Genomic DNA, 17,293 nt, shown 5'->3' on the forward strand with positions numbered 1-17,293 from the left:
CTGCCAAGATGCCTGATAGATGTATAGACGTCCAAACGTTTTTATGTCCGTGTTTTTAATTCCAGAATAAGTTTGATTTCAGAATAGCGAGGGGTTGGAATGTCACTTTACCGCACTTTTACGGCGGATGACGCTGTTGAATATGCCCGCCAGTACGGCGGTGTCAGTCAGCCGCACACGCTGGTAGCCGCAGAAGAGATCGGCGATGGCAATCTGAATCTGGTGTTTAAAATTAAAGATGAAGCGGGCGTTAGTCGAGTGATCGTCAAACAGGCGCTGCCCTACGTGCGCTGCGTCGGGGAATCCTGGCCGCTGACGCTGGACCGCGCCCGCATTGAAGCCGAAACGTTGCTGACGCACGCGCGGTTTTGTCCGCAGCATACCGTGACCGTGCTACATCACGATCCCGAACTGGCGGTGATGGTGCAGGAAGATCTCTCCGATCATCGTATCTGGCGCAGCGAGCTGGTTAACGGCGCGGATTATCCGCAGGCGGCGGCACAGCTGGGAGAGTATCTGGCACAGACGTTGTTCCACACTTCTGATTTTCATCAGCATCCGCATGAGAAGAAAGCGGCGGTAAGCCAGTTTACCAACCCTGAACTGTGTCAGATTACCGAAGATCTCTTCTTTACCGACCCTTATATCGATCATGAAAGAAACCAGTTTGACGCTGCACTGACGCCGGATGTGCTGGCATTGCGTGACGATCGGGTGCTGAAGCTGGCGGTTGCCGGACTGAAGCACGGTTTCCTAAGCAAAGCTGAGGCGCTGCTGCACGGCGATATCCACAGTGGATCGATCTTTGTGGCAGAAGGGCGCTTAAAAGCGATTGATGCTGAGTTCGGTTTCTACGGGCCAATTGGTTTTGATGTCGGTACGGCAATCGGTAATCTGCTGCTGAATTATTGCGGCCTGCCGGGGCTACTGGCACCGCGCGAGGCGGCGGCGGGGCGCGAACGACGTCTGGAAGATATTCGTACGCTGTGGCAGACCTTTTCCACACGTTTTCTGGCGTTGAGCGAAAATGAAAGCCGCGATCCTGCGCTGGCGGAATCAGGTTATGCCGCGTTGTTTTTACAGCAGGTTTGGCGGGATGTCGTTGGTTACTGCGGCACCGAACTGATTCGCCGCACGATTGGGCTGGCGCACGTTGCCGATCTGGACGGCATTCAGGAGACGGAAGCGCGTTTAGCGTGCCAGCGTCATGCTATTTCGCTGGGCAGAACGCTGGTGCTGGCGGCTCCGCATATTGCGGATGTGGATGCGCTGCTGGCGCGTGTACGACAGAGTGGTGCCTAGTCGTCGTTAGTCACGCTATTTTATAACCGCTCCCCTCATAGAATCTGATGGGAGCGGCAAACCGATTATTTCTTCCCTTTATTCATCATGGCCTGCAAATTCGCGAAAGGATTATGGGTGGCAACCCCGACATCCTTCTGCGCATCTTCACCTGCAACGACGGTCGATCCGTACATATCCGCATCGGTATATTTCGAATGCTCATGGTCGTGGCAGTAGAGGCACAGCATTTCCCAGTTACTACCATCTTCCGGATTATTGCTGTGATCGTGATCGATGTGGTGAACGGTTAATTCACGCAGGTTGGAATAGACGAATTCGCGTGAACAGCGACCACATACCCACGGGAAAAGTTTGAGCGCTTTTTCGCGGTAGCCGCTTTCAAGTTTGGCGTAGTTCTTGGGGATGTAAGCCATGTGTCGGGTTTCATTCAGAAGGAAAGATGATGTGGATTTTACAACTGATGAGCATCTAAAAGAAAGAACAGGCCGCCATATTGGCGGCCTGATTCTATTTATGCTGCTTCGGTTTTTCTTTCCGGTTGCGCTACGGGCGCGGGCTTGTTGGCGGCCAGTGCGTCGAACGCAAAGTCATCCACGTTGATTGAACGTAAGCGGCTGGCTTCGGCTTTGGTCAGAATATCCGCTTCTTCTGCGGTAATTTGACCTTCTACCAGCGCCTGCTCTGCCAACTGATCCAATCGCATGAACGGCAGCGCTTTGTCGCTGGCCTTCGACAGGCGTTGGTAAATCGGCTCGGCGGCGATGATATCCAACAGCGCCTCTTCCAGCAGCCCGACAGGGTTGTGCTCGCTGGCAACCAGATATTGACCGCGTCCCAGACGGCTGCGCGTTTCTGACGGCGTTTGCAGAATCTTCGCGACCTCATGATCGAGGCGGTCAGACGGCGCAGCGCAGCGCAGACCCAGCGGGAAGATGATAAAGGTCAGCAGTCCTGCGACGGCACGATTCGGGAAGTTACGCAGCAGATCGTCCAGCGCCTGCTCGGCCTGATGCAGACTGTCCTGCACGCCCCAGTGCACCAGCGGTAAATCTGCTTTCTGACGCCCTTCGTCCTCATAGCGTTTCAGCGTCGCGGAAGCTAAATAGAGCTGGCTGAGAATATCCCCGAGACGCGCGGAGATACGCTCACGACGTTTCAAGCTGCCGCCCAATACCGCCATCGACACATCCGCCAGCAGCGCCAGATTCGCGCTGAGTCGGTTGAGCTGCTGATAGTAGCGACGCGTTTTGTCGTTCACCGGCGCACTGCTCAGGCGGCCGTTGGTCAACCCAAGCCAGAAGCTGCGCACTGTGTTGCTGCCGACGTGACCGATGTGACCCACCAGCGAACGGTCAAAGCGTGATACGTCGTTCTCCTGCGCGGCTGCCATCTCTTCCAGCACATAAGGGTGACAGCGGATTGCACCTTGCCCGAAGATGATCATGCTGCGCGTCAGGATATTCGCCCCTTCCACGGTAATCGCAATCGGTGCGCCCTGATAGCTGCGCGCCAGGAAATTGGACGGGCCAAGACAGATGCCTTTACCACCGGCGATATCCATCGCATCCAGTACGCTGCGCTGACCGCGGTGGGTACAGTGATATTTGACGATAGCGGAGAGCACCGCCGGTTTTTCACCCTGCATGATGCCGCTGGTAATCAGCGTTGCGGCGGCGTCCATCACGTAAGCGTTACCCGCGATGCGTGCCAGCGGTTCTTCGATACCTTCCATCTTACCGATGGAGATTTTGAACTGGCGGCGAATGTGCGCGTAAGCACCGATGCCGAGGGCAATAGATTTCAGCCCACCGGTAGAGTTAGACGGCAGCGTAATACCGCGCCCGACCGACAGACACTCCATCAGCATACGCCAGCCCTGACCCGCCATCTTCGCACCGCCGATGATGTAATCCAGCGGAACAAAAATGTTCTCACCCTGCGTCGGGCCGTTCTGGAACGGCACGTTCAGTGGGAAATGGCGGCGGCCGATTTTAACGCCGTCGGTATCCGTCGGAATCAACGCACAGGTAATGCCTACGTCGTCTTGATCGCTTAACAAATGGTCAGGATCGTACAGCTTAAAGGCCAGCCCCAGCACGGTAGCGACGGGGGCGAGAGTGATATAGCGTTTATTCCAGGTCAGGCGCATGCCCACGACTTGTTCGCCATGCCAGTTGCCGTAGCAGACAATGCCGGTATCGGGAATCGAACCTGCATCCGAACCCGCTTCCGGGCTGGTCAGCGCAAAGCAGGGGACTTCCTGACCGCGTGCCAGACGTGGCAGGTAGTGATCTTTTTGCGCTTCTGTCCCGTAATGTTGCAGTAGTTCGCCGGGGCCGAGTGAGTTAGGGACGCCGACGGTGATCGCTACAATGCTGGAGACACCTGCCAGTTTTTGCAGCACCTGCGCCTGTGCATAGGCAGAGAATTCCAGCCCACCGTACTGCTTCTTGATGATCATGGCGAAGAAGCGATGTTCTTTTAAATATTCCCACAGTTCTGGCGGGATATCGGCACGTTCGTGGGTGATTTCAAAGTCGTTTGCCATTCGGCAGGCTTCAGCAACCGGCCCGTCGATAAAGGCCTGCTCTTTGGCGGTCAGCTGTGGGCGCGGGTAGTTATGCAGTTTTTTCCAGTCTGGCGCACCGCGAAACAGGTCGCCTTCCCACCAGGTTGTCCCAGCATCAATCGCTTCTTTCTCCGTGTTCGACATCGGCGGCATGACCTTCTGGAACATGCGCAGCGCGGAAGCGGAAACCAGCTTTTGACGCAGTGCGGGAACCGTAATCGGAATCAGCAGAATCACGAGCGGAATCATCAGCCAGACGGGCCACAGTAACATGGCGGACATGGCTGCAAAGTAGGCCAGCAGGATGGCGCTGCCGAGCAGCAGACTGAGCCGATGGTAAAACATCGCTCCGATGATAATCAGTAGGAGGAGGATACTGACAGCAACCATAACGTGTCTCCAGCATTGTGATCGAATTGAGGACTTTCACCTTTCCACTAAGCGTTGCGTGGCAGTGGAAAGCGAGAACCGTGTCATCGGTGAAATAAGGCGTAGTAGGTCAATATCGTAAGAGGTCTGACCTGTTGCTTATATTCGTTGTAGTTTATCTGATTATTTTTATCAATTCGTTTACATCATAATTACAACTCACTTCACAAACCGAGCGGCAGTCGTGCGTTTTCTGACGGGCATCAGCGATCCTCTCAATCCCGTGATTACGCGCTTCTCGCTGTTGGTACGATCCGCTACACTGCTGGACAATAGAGAATAGAATGTTGTCACCAGACAAAATGAGAGGATTCCATGTATCAGGATTTAATCCGTAGTGAACTGAAAGAAGCAGCAGAAACACTGAATAATTTCTTGAGTGATGATGCGAACATTCAATCGATTCAAAATGCTGCGGTGCTGCTGGCTAACGCGTTTAAAGCGGGCGGTAAAGTGATCTCCTGCGGCAACGGTGGTTCACACTGTGATGCCATGCACTTTGCCGAAGAGCTGACGGGGCGCTACCGTGAGAACCGTCCGGGCTATCCGGCCATTGCGATTTCCGATCCGAGCCACCTGTCCTGCGTCAGCAACGATTTTGGCTATGACTTTGTCTTCTCTCGCTATGTTGAATCGCTAGGGCGTGAAGGCGATGTGCTGCTGGGGATTTCCACGTCGGGCAACTCCGGCAACATTATTAAAGCCATTGCCGCAGCAAAAGCGAAAGGCATGAAAGTCATTACGCTGACCGGGAAAGACGGCGGTAAAATGGCGGGTTCAGCCGACGTGGAAATTCGTGTTCCGCACTTTGGCTATGCCGACCGTATTCAGGAAATCCATATCAAAGCGATTCACATCCTGATTCAACTGATTGAAAAAGAGATGGCGGATCAGTAAGCCGCTTAATACGCTCTAAAAGGGCAAGAAGGGAAGGGTAGAAAGTCAGATGTGTGAACTGCTGGGGATGAGCGCGAATGTACCGACGGATATCTGCTTTAGCTTTACCGGGCTGATACAGCGCGGTGGGAAAACTGGACCGCATCGGGATGGCTGGGGCATTACCTTTTATGAAGGGAACGGCTGTCGTACGTTCAAAGATCCGCTGCCAAGCTATAACTCGCCGATTGCGCGATTGGTACAGGATTACCCTATCAAATCGTGTGCAGTGGTTTCACATATTCGACAGGCGAATCGCGGCGCGGTGTCGCTGGAAAATACCCATCCCTTTACGCGTGAGCTGTGGGGGCGGAACTGGACATACGCCCACAACGGGCAACTGAAAGGTTACAACACCCTGAAAACGGGCATGTTTCGCCCTGTTGGCCAGACGGACAGCGAATTTGCTTTCTGCTGGCTGCTGTCCCAATTGGCTGAGCGCTACCCGCGCACGCCGGGTAACTGGCCAGCGGTATTCCGCTATATCGCCAAACAGGCAGATGTCTTACGGGAGAAAGGCGTGTTTAACATGCTGCTGTCGGACGGGCGCTTTGTGATGGGATATTGCTCAACTAAACTCTACTGGATCACTCGCCGCGCGCCGTTTGGTAAAGCGACGCTGTTGGATCAGGATGTAGAGATTGATTTTCAGCAGCAGACGACACCGAATGATGTCGTCACCGTGCTGGCGACGCAGCCGCTAACGGGCAACGAAACCTGGCATCAGATTATGCCAGGTGAATTCGTTCTATTTTGTTTCGGCGAGCGCATACTTTAAGGTCGGCTGGCTAGTCATCAACGGTGGGTTAACGACGTATTGCCCGTTAAACACCGTGACGGCCGGTGGCTGATTGTGCTGATTAAAATAGGTGTACCCCGGCTGAAGCTGTTTCCAGAAGCTGGCGTAGGTGGAATTGCGGTGGCGCTGCATGTTCTGTTCCGTCATACGGAACGGGTAGATGGCGATATCAATCTTCGCCTGCCCGTTGCGTAATGCGGCTTCTGCATAGCGATAAATCTCATCCATATAGGTGTTGGTCATGGCATAGCAGCCAACCGACACACATTCGCCGTGGATCATCAAATAGCGACCAGAATATCCCTGTGATTTATCATAGTCGTTGGGGAAGCCGATATTGATCGCGCGATAATATTGGCTGTCTGGCTTGAGCTGACGCAGGTCAACCTGATAGAAACCTTCCGGGCTTTTTAAATCGCCTTCAACGCGTTTTGGTCCTAATCCGCCCGAATATTTACAGATGGGGTATTGTTCCAATAAACGATATTCGTTACCGACTTTCGCATAAAGTTCGAATATCCGCTCTTCTTTAAAGATCTGAATATAGATCGGAGAGCCTAATAATTGCTGTTTTAATTCTTTTGCTATCGGCGCTAGCGGCGGTGCGGTCTCGCTGGCGGCGCTGGTAACAACAAGAGAAGGCAAAAAAAACAACATCGCAAACGACAGCGCGATTTTTTGCATTATGGTTCCTGATAATAAAATTGCCTGCTATATGCGGCATCCGCATCGCGTTCTCCATTCGTTTAGCGAGAAAGCGTTGGAACAACCGTTATCGGTATCTATTTCGTCGGCGAATAGGTAACGACGAAAACGAAATCACATTATCATTGGTTTCATATTAATCAAGCGTTGAAAAGCGCTAAAAAATAACATTTACAAAAAACGACCCGAAAGGATGCGGGCCGTCCAATTTGAGATCGTTTTGAGGTCGTTAATTGCGGGAAAAGCGTATCAGGCGCGGGTGGCTTCTATCATCATAATGTCGGTGACAAAGGAACCGTCTGCCTGTACGTCAAAATGCTGCACTACTTCGTCCGGCAGCGTTTTTTGCAGTTCACGAATCGCGACAGCGAAATGTTCTGGCGTGCGCATACGTGCGATCCAACTGCTGAATTCCAGCGTCAGCCTGTCGCTGGTGACGTTACGCACGATAAACCCAGCGTCGGTAAAGAAGCTCAGCCATTCACCCGGCGCGTAATTGCGCACGTGTGAGGTATCGCGCAGCTTCTCTACCGTCTGCAAATAGCTGTCCAGCAGTGGATGACCGGGCGAAACGACATCCATCATGATCACGCGCCCACCCGGTTTCAGGACGCGCCGCATTTCACGTAACGCCTGTCCGACATCATGCCAGTGATGCGCGGAGTAACGGCTGATGATGATATCTGCGCTGTTATCCTCGAACGGTAAAGACTCGGCTACGCCTTGCTGAACGCGGATGTTATGCAGTCCTTTTTCTGCGGCAGCCTGACTCACCACGTCCAGCATTTGGGAAGACAGGTCGTAGGCGACAACTTCCGCGACAGCCTGTGCAGCGACAAAGCTGGCATGTCCGGCACCGCAGCCGACGTCGATCACGCGCGCCTGCGGGAAAGGCGCTAATAAAGCAGCCAGTTGGGTTAAATCTTTGCCCTGCGCATGCACCGCACTGGTCAGGTAGCTCTGCGCCTGTGAGCCGAACTGGTGTTCGACGCGATCATTATGATTCTGTTTTTCTTCCATCATTGCTCTCGCTTTATCTGAATTGCTTTCGTTTCATCATGGGTTAAACGGCGGCGCGCCAGCCACTAAAGAAGACGTCGGTCTGAGAACACTATCCTTGGTCTAAGAACACTATAGTCAGGGAAAAATACGGGTACAATATGAGCATTTATACGGGTATAAAATACTCCCTGTTTGATTAACATGTCTTGCATTAGCGCTGCTGTCATCGCAAGCCGCCTATACGAGCGGGATGAAAAGGACACCTGACTATGTCTGCACATTCGTTTATACCAGCCAATTCTCTGAGCGGCCCAAAAGCGCTGGGGGCTTTCTTACGGGTTCTCCGTGAGCGGACTACGCCGGAAATGGTGGGCTTGCCAGCCTCCGGGCGGCGGCGCACCAGTGGACTACGTCGCGAAGAGCTGGCGCAAATCGCCCGAATCAGCACCACCTGGTATACCTGGCTTGAGCAGGGGCGTGATGTGTCTGCTTCGGCATCGGCTCTGCTCCGCGTATCGCAGGCATTAAAACTGGAACCCGCAGAGCACGATTATCTTTTTAGCCTTGCTGGCGTGAAGGATCCTCAGAAGCAGAGTAGGGCAACGTCGCCGGATGCGCAGGTTGCCGCCAGCCTGCATCACATTACTTGCCCTGCATATCTTCTGGATGGCAGCTGGAATATGCTGGCGTGGAATGCGCCGTCAGAACAGCTGTTTGCCGGATGGCTAGGGCACGATCCCGAGCCGAACCTGCTGCGTTTCATGTTTTTGAATCCGCTGGCACGATCGCTGGTGGTCAACTGGCCGGAACGAGCGAAGCGGGTGGTGGCGGAGTTTCGTGCGGAATCAAGCCATTACGCACCGACTGACGCCGTTCGGCAAATCGTGATGTCGCTGTGTGAAGAAAGCCGTGAATTCAATCTCTGGTGGTCGCAGCAGGCGGTAACCGCGCGTGAAGGCGGCGAGCGACGTTTCCACCATCCTTTGCTTGGCGATATTGCCTATCATCAACAGACTTTCCACCCTGCTGTGCAGAGCGAATTTAAGCTGGTGATGCTGATCGCCCAGTAAACGCGGCAGGCATCGCGCAGCTTGTCTATACTGACTTTGATCTGTATATTCATACAGTGTTGTCAGAGGGCCAGTATGCGCAAAATCATTCATGTTGATATGGACTGCTTCTACGCAGCAATTGAGATGCGTGATAACCCGCGCCTGCGCGATATTCCTCTGGCAATTGGTGGGAGTGCCGATCGCCGTGGCGTCATCAGCACCGCTAACTATCCTGCCCGACGCTACGGTATCCGCAGCGCGATGGCAACGGCAACCGCCTTACGTCTCTGTCCACACCTCACGTTGTTGCCGGGGCGCATGGAGGTGTATAAATCCACCTCGCGCCAAATCCGCGAGATCTTCTCCCGCTACACTTCGCTGATCGAACCCCTTTCGCTGGATGAAGCCTATCTGGATGTCACCGATAGCCCGCACTGCAACGGTTCGGCGACGCGCATCGCCGAAGACATCCGTCGAACCATCGCCGATGAACTGAATCTGACCGCCTCGGCGGGGATTGCGCCGATCAAGTTTCTGGCGAAAATCGCCTCTGAGTTAAATAAGCCGAATGGACAATATGTGATTACACCGGAGCAGGTGGATGATTTCCTGCTTACGCTACCGCTGGAGAAGATCCCCGGCGTTGGGAAGGTGACCGCAAAACGGCTGGAAGAGCGTGGCCTGCACACCTGCGCGGATGTTCGGGTGTATGCGCTGGCGGATCTGCTTAAAGAGTTTGGCAAATTTGGCCGCGTGCTGTGGGAACGATGTCAGGGGATTGATGAGCGACGGATTTCACCCGATCGGCTGAGGAAGTCGGTCGGCGTGGAAAAGACGCTGGCGCAGGATATTCACGACTGGGAACAGTGTGAAAACCTGATCGAACAGCTTTATGAGGAGCTGGAAGTCCGCCTGAAACGGGTGAAACCCGATCTGCATATTGCGCGTCAGGGCGTCAAACTCAAGTTTGATGATTTTCAGCAAACGACGCAGGAGCATGTGTGGCCGGTGCTGAATAAACAGGATCTGTTGAAGATCGCGCAACAAACCTGGCAGGAGCGGCGTAAATCCAGAGGCGTCCGGCTGGTTGGGCTACATGTGACGCTGCTCGACCCGCAAATTGAGCGACAGCTGGTGTTTGATTGGGGATAAGGCTATTTAGTTGAGGATAAAAAAGGGCGACGCCTCTGCGCCGCCCTGATTTTTTTACGGCTACGCGATTATGCGCGTGGCGGAATCGCTTTCAGCAGTGCTGTCAGCAATTTCCAGTACAGATCGACACTGCCGATATGCACTTGCTCATCCGGCGAGTGTGGCCCGGTGATGGTCGGCCCGATGGAAACCATATCCATGTCTGGGTACGGTTTCTTGAACAGACCGCATTCCAGACCCGCGTGAATCACCATGATGTTCGGCGTCTTGTTGAACAGTTTCTGATACGTTTCGCGTACCAGCGCCATGACCGGCGAATGCGCATCCGGCTGCCAGCCTGGGTAGCCGCCTTTCGGTGACGTTTTCGCGCCAGCCAACTGGCCCAGCGCCGTCAGCGTACCAACGACGGCGTCTTTACCGCTGTCGATCAGCGAACGAATCAGGCAGATAATTTCCGCGTGATCGTCTTCCATCGTAACCACGCCCAGATTCAGCGACGTTTCCACCACGCCTTTGACCTCGTCGCTCATGCGGATCACGCCGTTCGGCGTGGCATTGAGCAGTGCCAGCAGGCGATCGCGGCTGTCCTGCGTCAGCGGGTGCTCGTTGCTGTCGCTGGCTTCCACCAGCACGGTCACGTTTTTCTCAACGGCGGACAGCTCATTTTTCAGCACGGCCAGATAGTCCTGGCTCAGCGCTTTCAACTGCTCGACGTTAGCGGCAGGCAGTGACAGCGTGGCAAAGGCTTCACGCGGAATCGCGTTACGCAGTGTCCCGCCGTTCAGATCGAGAATGCGGATATCCAGCGCTTTCGCCTGCTCGAACAGGAAACGTGCCAGCAGCTTGTTGGCGTTGCCCAGCCCCAGATGGATGTCGCCGCCGGAGTGGCCGCCTTTCAGCCCTTTAATCGTCAGCTTCAGCGTGTGGTAACCTGCAGGTGGCAGCTCGCGCACCAGCGGCAGGCGGGTAATAAAATCAATACCGCCAGCGCAACCCATGTAGATCTCGCCTTCTTCTTCCGAATCGGTATTGATCAGAATTTCGCCCTGAAGCCAGTTAGGTTGCAGGCCAAACGCGCCATCCATACCGGCTTCTTCCGTCATGGTCAGCAGCACTTCCAGCGGACCGTGCTCGACGCTCGGATCGGCCAGCACCGCCAGCGCAGAAGCCATACCGATACCGTTATCCGCACCCAGCGTGGTGCCGCGTGCTTTCAGCCATTCACCGTCAACATAAGGCTGGATAGGATCGGTAGTGAAATCGTGTACGGTGTCGTTATTTTTCTGCGGCACCATGTCCAGATGCGCCTGCAACACGACAGGTTTGCGATTTTCCATACCTGCGGTTGCCGCTTTGCGCAGCAGAATATTGCCGACCTGATCGCGCTCGGTATAGATGCCTTTTTCTTTAGCCCATTCCAGAATGTGCTCGGCCAGCGCTTCTTCATGATAAGAAGGATGCGGAATAGAACAGATCTTGGCGAAAATATCCCACAGAGGCTGGGGGGAAAGTTGAGATAATTCAGACACTATTTGAGTCTCCTTTTTAGCCACCTATCTTCGCACTCTGGCGTGCAGGCGCTACAGGTTAAAAATCAATCGCGGTTAGCCACGGAACATGGCGCGTCAACGCAGAATATCATTTTCCATCAAAGCAGGGGAATTGCCGTCGGCCCCGTCTTACTTTTCCTGCTGCAATATGAACCAATGGGCCCGGCAGGGCGCAGGTTGTCAGGAAAAACTCGATTCTCATGTTGAGAAAAACTGGTTTTTATGTTGTTGGCTATCTATAATCTCGCGCAACCTTTTTCCCCCCTCAGACTCAACTTAAGCCGTTTTTTATTCGGCTGGGATATATTTTATGAGCGAAAAGTACGTCGTAACCTGGGATATGTTGCAAATTCATGCCCGTAAACTGGCACAGCGTTTACTGCCTGCCGATCAATGGAAAGGCATCATTGCTGTTAGTCGTGGTGGTCTGGTTCCTGGCGCGCTGCTGGCGCGTGAGCTGGGCATTCGTCACGTTGATACCGTTTGCATCTCCAGTTATGACCATGACAACCAACGCGAAATGAAAGTCATCAAGCGTGCCGAGGGAGATGGCGAAGGATTCATCGTAGTTGACGATCTGGTTGATACTGGCGGTACGGCGAAGGCGATTCGTGATATGTACCCGAAAGCGCATTTTGTGACCATTTTCGCCAAACCTGCTGGTCAACCGCTGGTCGATGACTACGTGATTGATATCCCGCAGGATACCTGGATTGAACAGCCGTGGGATATGGGCGTGGTGTTTGTTCCGCCTTTGTCTGGCCGTTAATCGCCAGAGCGAATATCGATTTCCCCCAATGCCCGGTTTAGCCGGGCATTGTTGTTTTTGACGATTGTTGTTTATGGCGACGGTTGTTTCTGAACGGTCGTAATTTCTGCCACAGGATTTGATCCGAACGTGTGTTTCTGCCGTTGATATTTGTCTTCTCTGGCCGGAGTTCGTTACACTTTAACGGGTGACGAAGAAGTCGTCTGATGTCCGCTAACAGCGGTTTACATTAACGGAGGCTGCTGTGGCGCAAGCTAACCTGTCTGAAACGCTATTCAAACCGTCCTTTAAACATCCAGAAACCTCGACGTTGGTCAGACGTGCGCGGAATAGCCCGGATGTGCAGGGGCTGCATTCTACGCTGGAAGGGGAGAAGACCCGCAGTTGGTATCGGTTGATTAACCGGCTGATGTGGATTTGGCGTGGTGTCGACCCGTGGGAAATCGAAGATGTGCTGTCGCGCATCGCTGCCAGTAAGGCCGACAGAAGCAACGAGCAACTGCTCGATACGGTGATCGGCTACCGAGGCGGTAACTGGATTTATGAATGGGCGAAGCAGGGCGCAGACTGGCAGCAGCGGGCGCTTGAGAGTGAAGACGGGGCACAAACCGGGCAACTCTGGTTGAATGCTGCCAACCTCTACAGCATTGCTGCCTATCCGCATATTAAAGGCGACGAACTGGCGGAGCAGGCGCAAACGCTGGCAAACCGCGCCTATGAAGAAGCTGCCAAGTACCTGCCTTATGAACTCAAAGAATTAACCTTCCCGATTACGGGCGGCAGTACGCTGACCGGTTTTCTGCATATGCCAGCGCAGGCGAAAGCGCCTTTCCCTACTGTGCTGATGTGCGGCAGTCTGGAAATGTTGCAGAGCGATTATCATCGCCTGTTTCAGGACTATTTTGCGCCAGCGGGCATGGCAATGCTGACGATTGATGTTCCCTCCGTTGGATTTTCTTCCCGTTGGAAACTGACTCAGGATTCCAGTTTCCTGCATCAGCAGGTCTTGCGTGCGCTGCCGGATGTCCCGTGGGTCGATCACACCCGCGTTGTGGCGTTTGGCTTCCGCTTTGGTGCCAATATTGCCGTTCGGCTGGCGTATCTGGAATCGCAGCGCTTACGCGGTGTGGCCTGTCTTGGCCCCGTCGTGCATCACCTGTTAAGCGATCCGAATCGCCAGCAGCAGGTGCCGGATATGTTTATGGATGTGCTGGCGAGTCGTCTGGGTATGCCGTTCTCGACGGATACCTCGCTGAAAACCGAGCTGGGACGCTATTCGCTGAAAACGCAGGGGCTGTTAGGACGCCGCTGCCCGACACCGATGCTGGCAGGCTACTGGGATAACGATCCGCTCTGCCCGAAAGAAGAGGCCAGCCTGATTGTGAATTCATCCGCGCAGGGGAAACTGCTGCCGGTTAATTTCTCGCCGGTGTACCAGAATTTCCACCGCGCACTACAGCAAATCAGCGGGTGGTTGCAGGATAAAGTGTAGAAGAGCGGGCGTAACGCACGGTCTGTGCAGGCGAGTCTTCGCTACACAGGCCGCTGTTCCTGCCAGACGATAACCGTCGATCACAGGATCTTTTTGGCGTAGCAAAGCCTGTCCATATCAACCACTTCAACCGTCACTGACAGATTCTTCAATCCCAGCGCTTCGATCTTCTGAAGAACAAGATTGGAGAGACTGCTTTTCTGCTCTCCTGTCCGTCCGGACAGTATCTTGACTGCCACATGAATAAAGCTGGCTCGTTCACCACCTGTCGTGTAGTTATCGTACGCGAGGGATCTGACTTTGATATCACTGCCGTCACTGGCAAACAAACCAGATTCGAGCGCACCGCGATAGATCGCAGAGAGTAGGGCATTGATATCAATGTCTGAGGAATGTTCGGCGATACAATGGGGCATGGGCGTCACTTCTCAATAAACGAAAATGAAGAGATCAGAGTATTAAATACCCCGTGTCGATCGGCAATGCTTTTTCAGGAACGCCTGCGCGGACAAAGTGGAGACGTAAGTTGTTATGCAGGTGGTTGATAAATTGCCATTCTCTGCTAAAAAGAATGTTCAACCAGAGGAGATCGTAGATGATGTTACCGAGTGGACACCCCAAAAGCCGACTCATGAAAAACTTTACGTCGTTGGGGCCTTATATCCGTGAAGCGCAGTGCGAGGATACCGCGTTCTTCTTTGATTGCCTGGCGGTCTGTGTCAACATCAAGCCCGCGCCAGAACAGCGGGAATTCTGGGGCTGGTGGCTGAATTTGGAAGATACCGGCACAGGCTTTGCCTATGAATATCACTACGGTCTGTTTGATAAACAAGGCAACTGGCGTGAGGAAAAAATCAAGGATAAAGCCGTGATGGAGCAGGTGGAAAATGCCAGAAAGGCTTTCCATGTTCGATTGGAGAAGCAAGTTAACGCGCTGGAACCCGCCTGTACCCTCGTCGCTCGACCGTGATACTTCCCCGACGATCCCCGATTTATTCGCAGGTTTTCGCGTTGTGCCTGTTGGCATAACGCGTCTGTCCTGCTACAACGTTTTCCTTATTCTTATTTTTTGACATTCAACGGCAGAAAAATTATGAGCGGCAGCCAGACTTTGGTTGTGAAACTGGGCACCAGCGTGCTAACCGGCGGTTCGCGCCGTCTTAACCGCGCCCACATTGTTGAACTGGTGCGCCAGTGTGCGCAGCAACATGCGGCAGGGCATCGGATTGTTATTGTTACCTCTGGGGCGATTGCCGCCGGGCGTGAACACTTGGGTTATCCCGAACTCCCAGCCACGATTGCGACCAAACAACTGCTGGCCGCCGTGGGTCAAAGTCGCCTGATTCAACTGTGGGAACAGCTGTTTTCCATCTACGGTATCCACGTCGGGCAGATGCTGCTGACGCGTGCAGATATGGAAGATCGTGAGCGTTTCCTCAACGCGCGCGACACCATGCGAGCGCTGCTGGATAACAATATCGTCCCGGTCATTAATGAAAACGACGCCGTTGCGACCGCCGAGATCAAGGTCGGTGACAACGACAACCTGTCTGCGCTGGCGGCGATTCTGGCCGATGCAGATAAGCTGCTGCTGCTGACCGATCAGGCTGGTCTGTTTACCGCCGATCCACGCAATAATCCTGATGCGGAGCTGATCCGTGAAGTCACCGGCATCAACGATGCACTGCGCAGCATTGCGGGCGATAGCGTGTCTGGCCTCGGAACGGGCGGCATGTCGACCAAATTGCAGGCTGCCGATGTGGCCTGCCGTGCCGGTATCGATGTGGTGATTGCCGCAGGCAGCAAACCGGGTGTGATTGGCGATGTGATTGCGGATATCTCCGTCGGAACACGTTTTCATGCACTCGATGCGCCACTGGAAAGCCGCAAACACTGGATTTTCGGCGCTCCACCAGCGGGGGAGATCACCGTCGATGATGGTGCGCTCTCGGCGATCCTCGAACGGGGCAGTTCGCTGTTGCCTAAAGGCATCCGCACCGTAGAAGGGAACTTCTCTCGTGGTGAAGTGATCCGCGTGCGCAGTCTGGCAGGCCGCGATGTGGCGCATGCCGTGACGCGCTATAACAGCGATGCGCTGCGTATGATTGCCGGACACCATTCTCAACAGATTGCCGATATTCTTGGCTACGAATACGGTCCGGTGGCTATCCATCGTGACGACATGATTATCAATTAAGGAGTTCGCGATGCTTGAACAAATGGGTAAAGCGGCAAAAGCGGCCTCTTATCAGTTGGCGGTCTTGAGCACGGCTCAAAAAGATCGCGCGCTGCTGACGATTGCGGATTTGCTGGAAGCCGAGAGTGCGACAATTCTGGCGGCTAACGCGCTGGATTTAGCCGATGCGCGCCAAAATGGCATGAGTGAGGCGTTGCAGGATCGCCTGCTCTTAACGCAGGACAGATTGAGCGCGATTGCCAGCGATGTGCGTCAGGTCTGTCGCTTGACCGATCCGGTAGGGCAGGTGATTGACGGCAGTATGCTGGATAACGGGCTTAAGCTGGAGCGTCGGCGCGTGCCGCTGGGCGTGGTCGGGGTGATTTATGAAGCGCGCCCGAACGTTACCATTGATGTGGCGTCCCTGTGCCTGAAAACCGGTAACGCGGTGATTCTGCGCGGTGGAAAGGAGACGTACCGCACCAATGCGGCGACGGTAAAAGTGATTCAGCAGGCGCTGTCGCAGTGCGGCCTACCTGCCGCTGCGGTGCAGGCGATTGAAAGCCCGGATCGCGAACTGGTCAATCAGTTGCTGAAGCTGGATCGCTACGTAGATATGCTGATTCCGCGCGGTGGTGCAGGTCTGCATAAGCTGTGTCGCGAACAATCTACGATCCCAGTCATCACTGGTGGTATCGGCGTTTGTCACATCTATGCTGACGACAGTATCGATTTCGACAAAGCGCTGACGGTTATTGAAAGTGCCAAAGTGCAGCGCCCTAGCGCCTGCAACAGCCTGGAAACACTGCTGGTCAATCAACATATTGCCGACCGCTTCCTGCCAGAGCTGAGCAAGAAAATGGCGGCGGCAGGCGTTACGCTGCACGCTAGCCCTTCGGCGATGGCTTACCTGACCGGTGGTCCGGCAAATGTTGTCGCGGTGGAAGAAGCCAACTATAACGATGAATGGCTCTCTAACGACCTGAACGTTACGCTGGTGGACGATCTGGATGCGGCGGTCGCCCATATTCGTGAACATGGTACACAGCACTCTGATGCGATTCTGACGCGCTCCTTGAGCAATGCGGAACGCTTCGTGCGTGAAGTGGATTCCTCTGCGGTGTATGTCAACGCCAGTACGCGCTTCACCGACGGCGGCCAGTTCGGTCTGGGTGCGGAAGTGGCGGTCAGTACCCAGAAACTGCATGCGCGCGGCCCAATGGGACTGGAAGCGCTGACCACCTATAAGTGGATTGGTTATGGCGACGATTTGATTCGCGCCTAATTACTTAATGGCTGCGTATATCAAAGAGATATACGCAGCGTTATTTTTTATTCCGCTTTTTACTTCAGATAT

Annotated in this window: 15 protein-coding genes and 1 pseudogene; 10 read left to right on the forward strand and 6 right to left on the reverse strand. The window is 54.1% G+C overall.

Translation table 11 applies throughout. The annotated features are described in order from the left end of the window. Nucleotides 1-99: 99 nt before the first annotated feature. Entirely contained in the window at nt 100-1,302 is a 1,203-nt protein-coding gene (mtnK, locus tag QWJ20_RS20595) for an S-methyl-5-thioribose kinase (RefSeq protein WP_433993350.1), read from the forward strand. A gap of 65 nt (nt 1,303-1,367) precedes the next feature. Here the strand turns inward: mtnK and yajD are convergent, their stop codons facing one another. Continuing rightward, complete coding sequence (gene yajD / locus QWJ20_RS20600) at nt 1,368-1,718, reverse strand: HNH nuclease YajD (protein ID WP_433993351.1); 351 nt, start codon at nt 1,716-1,718, stop codon at nt 1,368-1,370. A gap of 98 nt (nt 1,719-1,816) precedes the next feature. After that, nucleotides 1,817-4,264, reverse strand: a complete 2,448-nt coding sequence (fadE, locus tag QWJ20_RS20605) for an acyl-CoA dehydrogenase FadE (protein ID WP_433993352.1) — start codon at nt 4,262-4,264, stop codon at nt 1,817-1,819. Between the two features lie 354 nt (nt 4,265-4,618). Here fadE and lpcA point away from each other — a divergent pair, with 354 nt between their 5' ends. Beyond that, nucleotides 4,619-5,200, forward strand: coding sequence for a D-sedoheptulose 7-phosphate isomerase (gene lpcA, locus QWJ20_RS20610; protein WP_005975726.1), 582 nt, complete (start codon nt 4,619-4,621; stop codon nt 5,198-5,200). A gap of 49 nt (nt 5,201-5,249) precedes the next feature. Beyond that, complete coding sequence (locus tag QWJ20_RS20615) at nt 5,250-6,017, forward strand: class II glutamine amidotransferase (RefSeq protein ID WP_039361094.1); 768 nt, start codon at nt 5,250-5,252, stop codon at nt 6,015-6,017. On the opposite strand, the gene dpaA is transcribed toward QWJ20_RS20615, so the two are convergent. Both dpaA and QWJ20_RS20625 read right to left on the reverse strand, forming a co-directional pair. Then, nucleotides 5,988-6,722: a peptidoglycan meso-diaminopimelic acid protein amidase gene (dpaA, locus tag QWJ20_RS20620; protein ID WP_039495133.1), complete on the reverse strand. Its 735-nt coding sequence runs from the start codon at nt 6,720-6,722 to the stop codon at nt 5,988-5,990. The genes QWJ20_RS20615 and dpaA overlap by 30 nt on opposite strands. A 270-nt stretch (nt 6,723-6,992) precedes the next feature. Next, nucleotides 6,993-7,775: pseudogene (locus QWJ20_RS20625) on the reverse strand (class I SAM-dependent methyltransferase); the annotation flags it as partial. Between the two features lie 239 nt (nt 7,776-8,014). Here QWJ20_RS20625 and QWJ20_RS20630 point away from each other — a divergent pair. Both QWJ20_RS20630 and dinB read left to right on the forward strand, forming a co-directional pair. After that, the gene (locus QWJ20_RS20630) at nt 8,015-8,815 is read left to right on the forward strand and encodes a helix-turn-helix transcriptional regulator (protein WP_433993353.1); all 801 of its coding nucleotides are present in this window, start codon (nt 8,015-8,017) and stop codon (nt 8,813-8,815) included. A gap of 75 nt (nt 8,816-8,890) precedes the next feature. Further along, the gene (gene dinB / locus QWJ20_RS20635; protein ID WP_433993354.1) at nt 8,891-9,949 is read left to right on the forward strand and encodes a DNA polymerase IV; all 1,059 of its coding nucleotides are present in this window, start codon (nt 8,891-8,893) and stop codon (nt 9,947-9,949) included. A gap of 68 nt (nt 9,950-10,017) precedes the next feature. On the opposite strand, the gene pepD is transcribed toward dinB, so the two are convergent. Further along, entirely contained in the window at nt 10,018-11,478 is a 1,461-nt protein-coding gene (pepD, locus tag QWJ20_RS20640) for a beta-Ala-His dipeptidase (protein ID WP_095992719.1), read from the reverse strand. A gap of 331 nt (nt 11,479-11,809) precedes the next feature. Here pepD and gpt point away from each other — a divergent pair, with 331 nt between their 5' ends. Both gpt and frsA read left to right on the forward strand, forming a co-directional pair. Further along, entirely contained in the window at nt 11,810-12,268 is a 459-nt protein-coding gene (gene gpt, locus QWJ20_RS20645; RefSeq protein ID WP_005975741.1) for a xanthine phosphoribosyltransferase, read from the forward strand. Nucleotides 12,269-12,512: 244 nt separating this feature from the next. Then, nucleotides 12,513-13,760 carry an esterase FrsA gene (frsA, locus tag QWJ20_RS20650; protein ID WP_433993355.1) on the forward strand — a complete coding sequence of 416 codons (1,248 nt, stop codon included), beginning with the start codon at nt 12,513-12,515 and terminating at the stop codon, nt 13,758-13,760. An 80-nt stretch (nt 13,761-13,840) separates the two neighbouring features. Here frsA and QWJ20_RS20655 read toward each other — a convergent pair whose 3' ends face one another. Beyond that, nucleotides 13,841-14,176: a 5-carboxymethyl-2-hydroxymuconate Delta-isomerase gene (locus tag QWJ20_RS20655; protein WP_349964799.1), complete on the reverse strand. Its 336-nt coding sequence runs from the start codon at nt 14,174-14,176 to the stop codon at nt 13,841-13,843. A gap of 179 nt (nt 14,177-14,355) precedes the next feature. Between QWJ20_RS20655 and crl the strand changes: the two genes are divergently transcribed. From crl to proA, 3 genes are all read left to right on the forward strand, one after another. Next, nucleotides 14,356-14,730, forward strand: coding sequence for a sigma factor-binding protein Crl (crl, locus tag QWJ20_RS20660; RefSeq protein WP_039486949.1), 375 nt, complete (start codon nt 14,356-14,358; stop codon nt 14,728-14,730). 123 nt (nt 14,731-14,853) lie between these two features. Then, a complete protein-coding gene (proB, locus tag QWJ20_RS20665; protein WP_005975751.1) occupies nt 14,854-15,957 on the forward strand; it encodes a glutamate 5-kinase in 1,104 nt (367 codons plus the stop codon). A gap of 10 nt (nt 15,958-15,967) precedes the next feature. Next, a complete protein-coding gene (gene proA / locus QWJ20_RS20670; RefSeq protein ID WP_433993356.1) occupies nt 15,968-17,221 on the forward strand; it encodes a glutamate-5-semialdehyde dehydrogenase in 1,254 nt (417 codons plus the stop codon). The last annotated feature ends 72 nt before the right edge of the window (nt 17,222-17,293 follow it).

The sequence above is a fragment of the Pectobacterium sp. S5 genome (genome assembly GCF_051707265.1).
GTDB lineage: Bacteria > Pseudomonadota > Gammaproteobacteria > Enterobacterales > Enterobacteriaceae > Pectobacterium > Pectobacterium polare.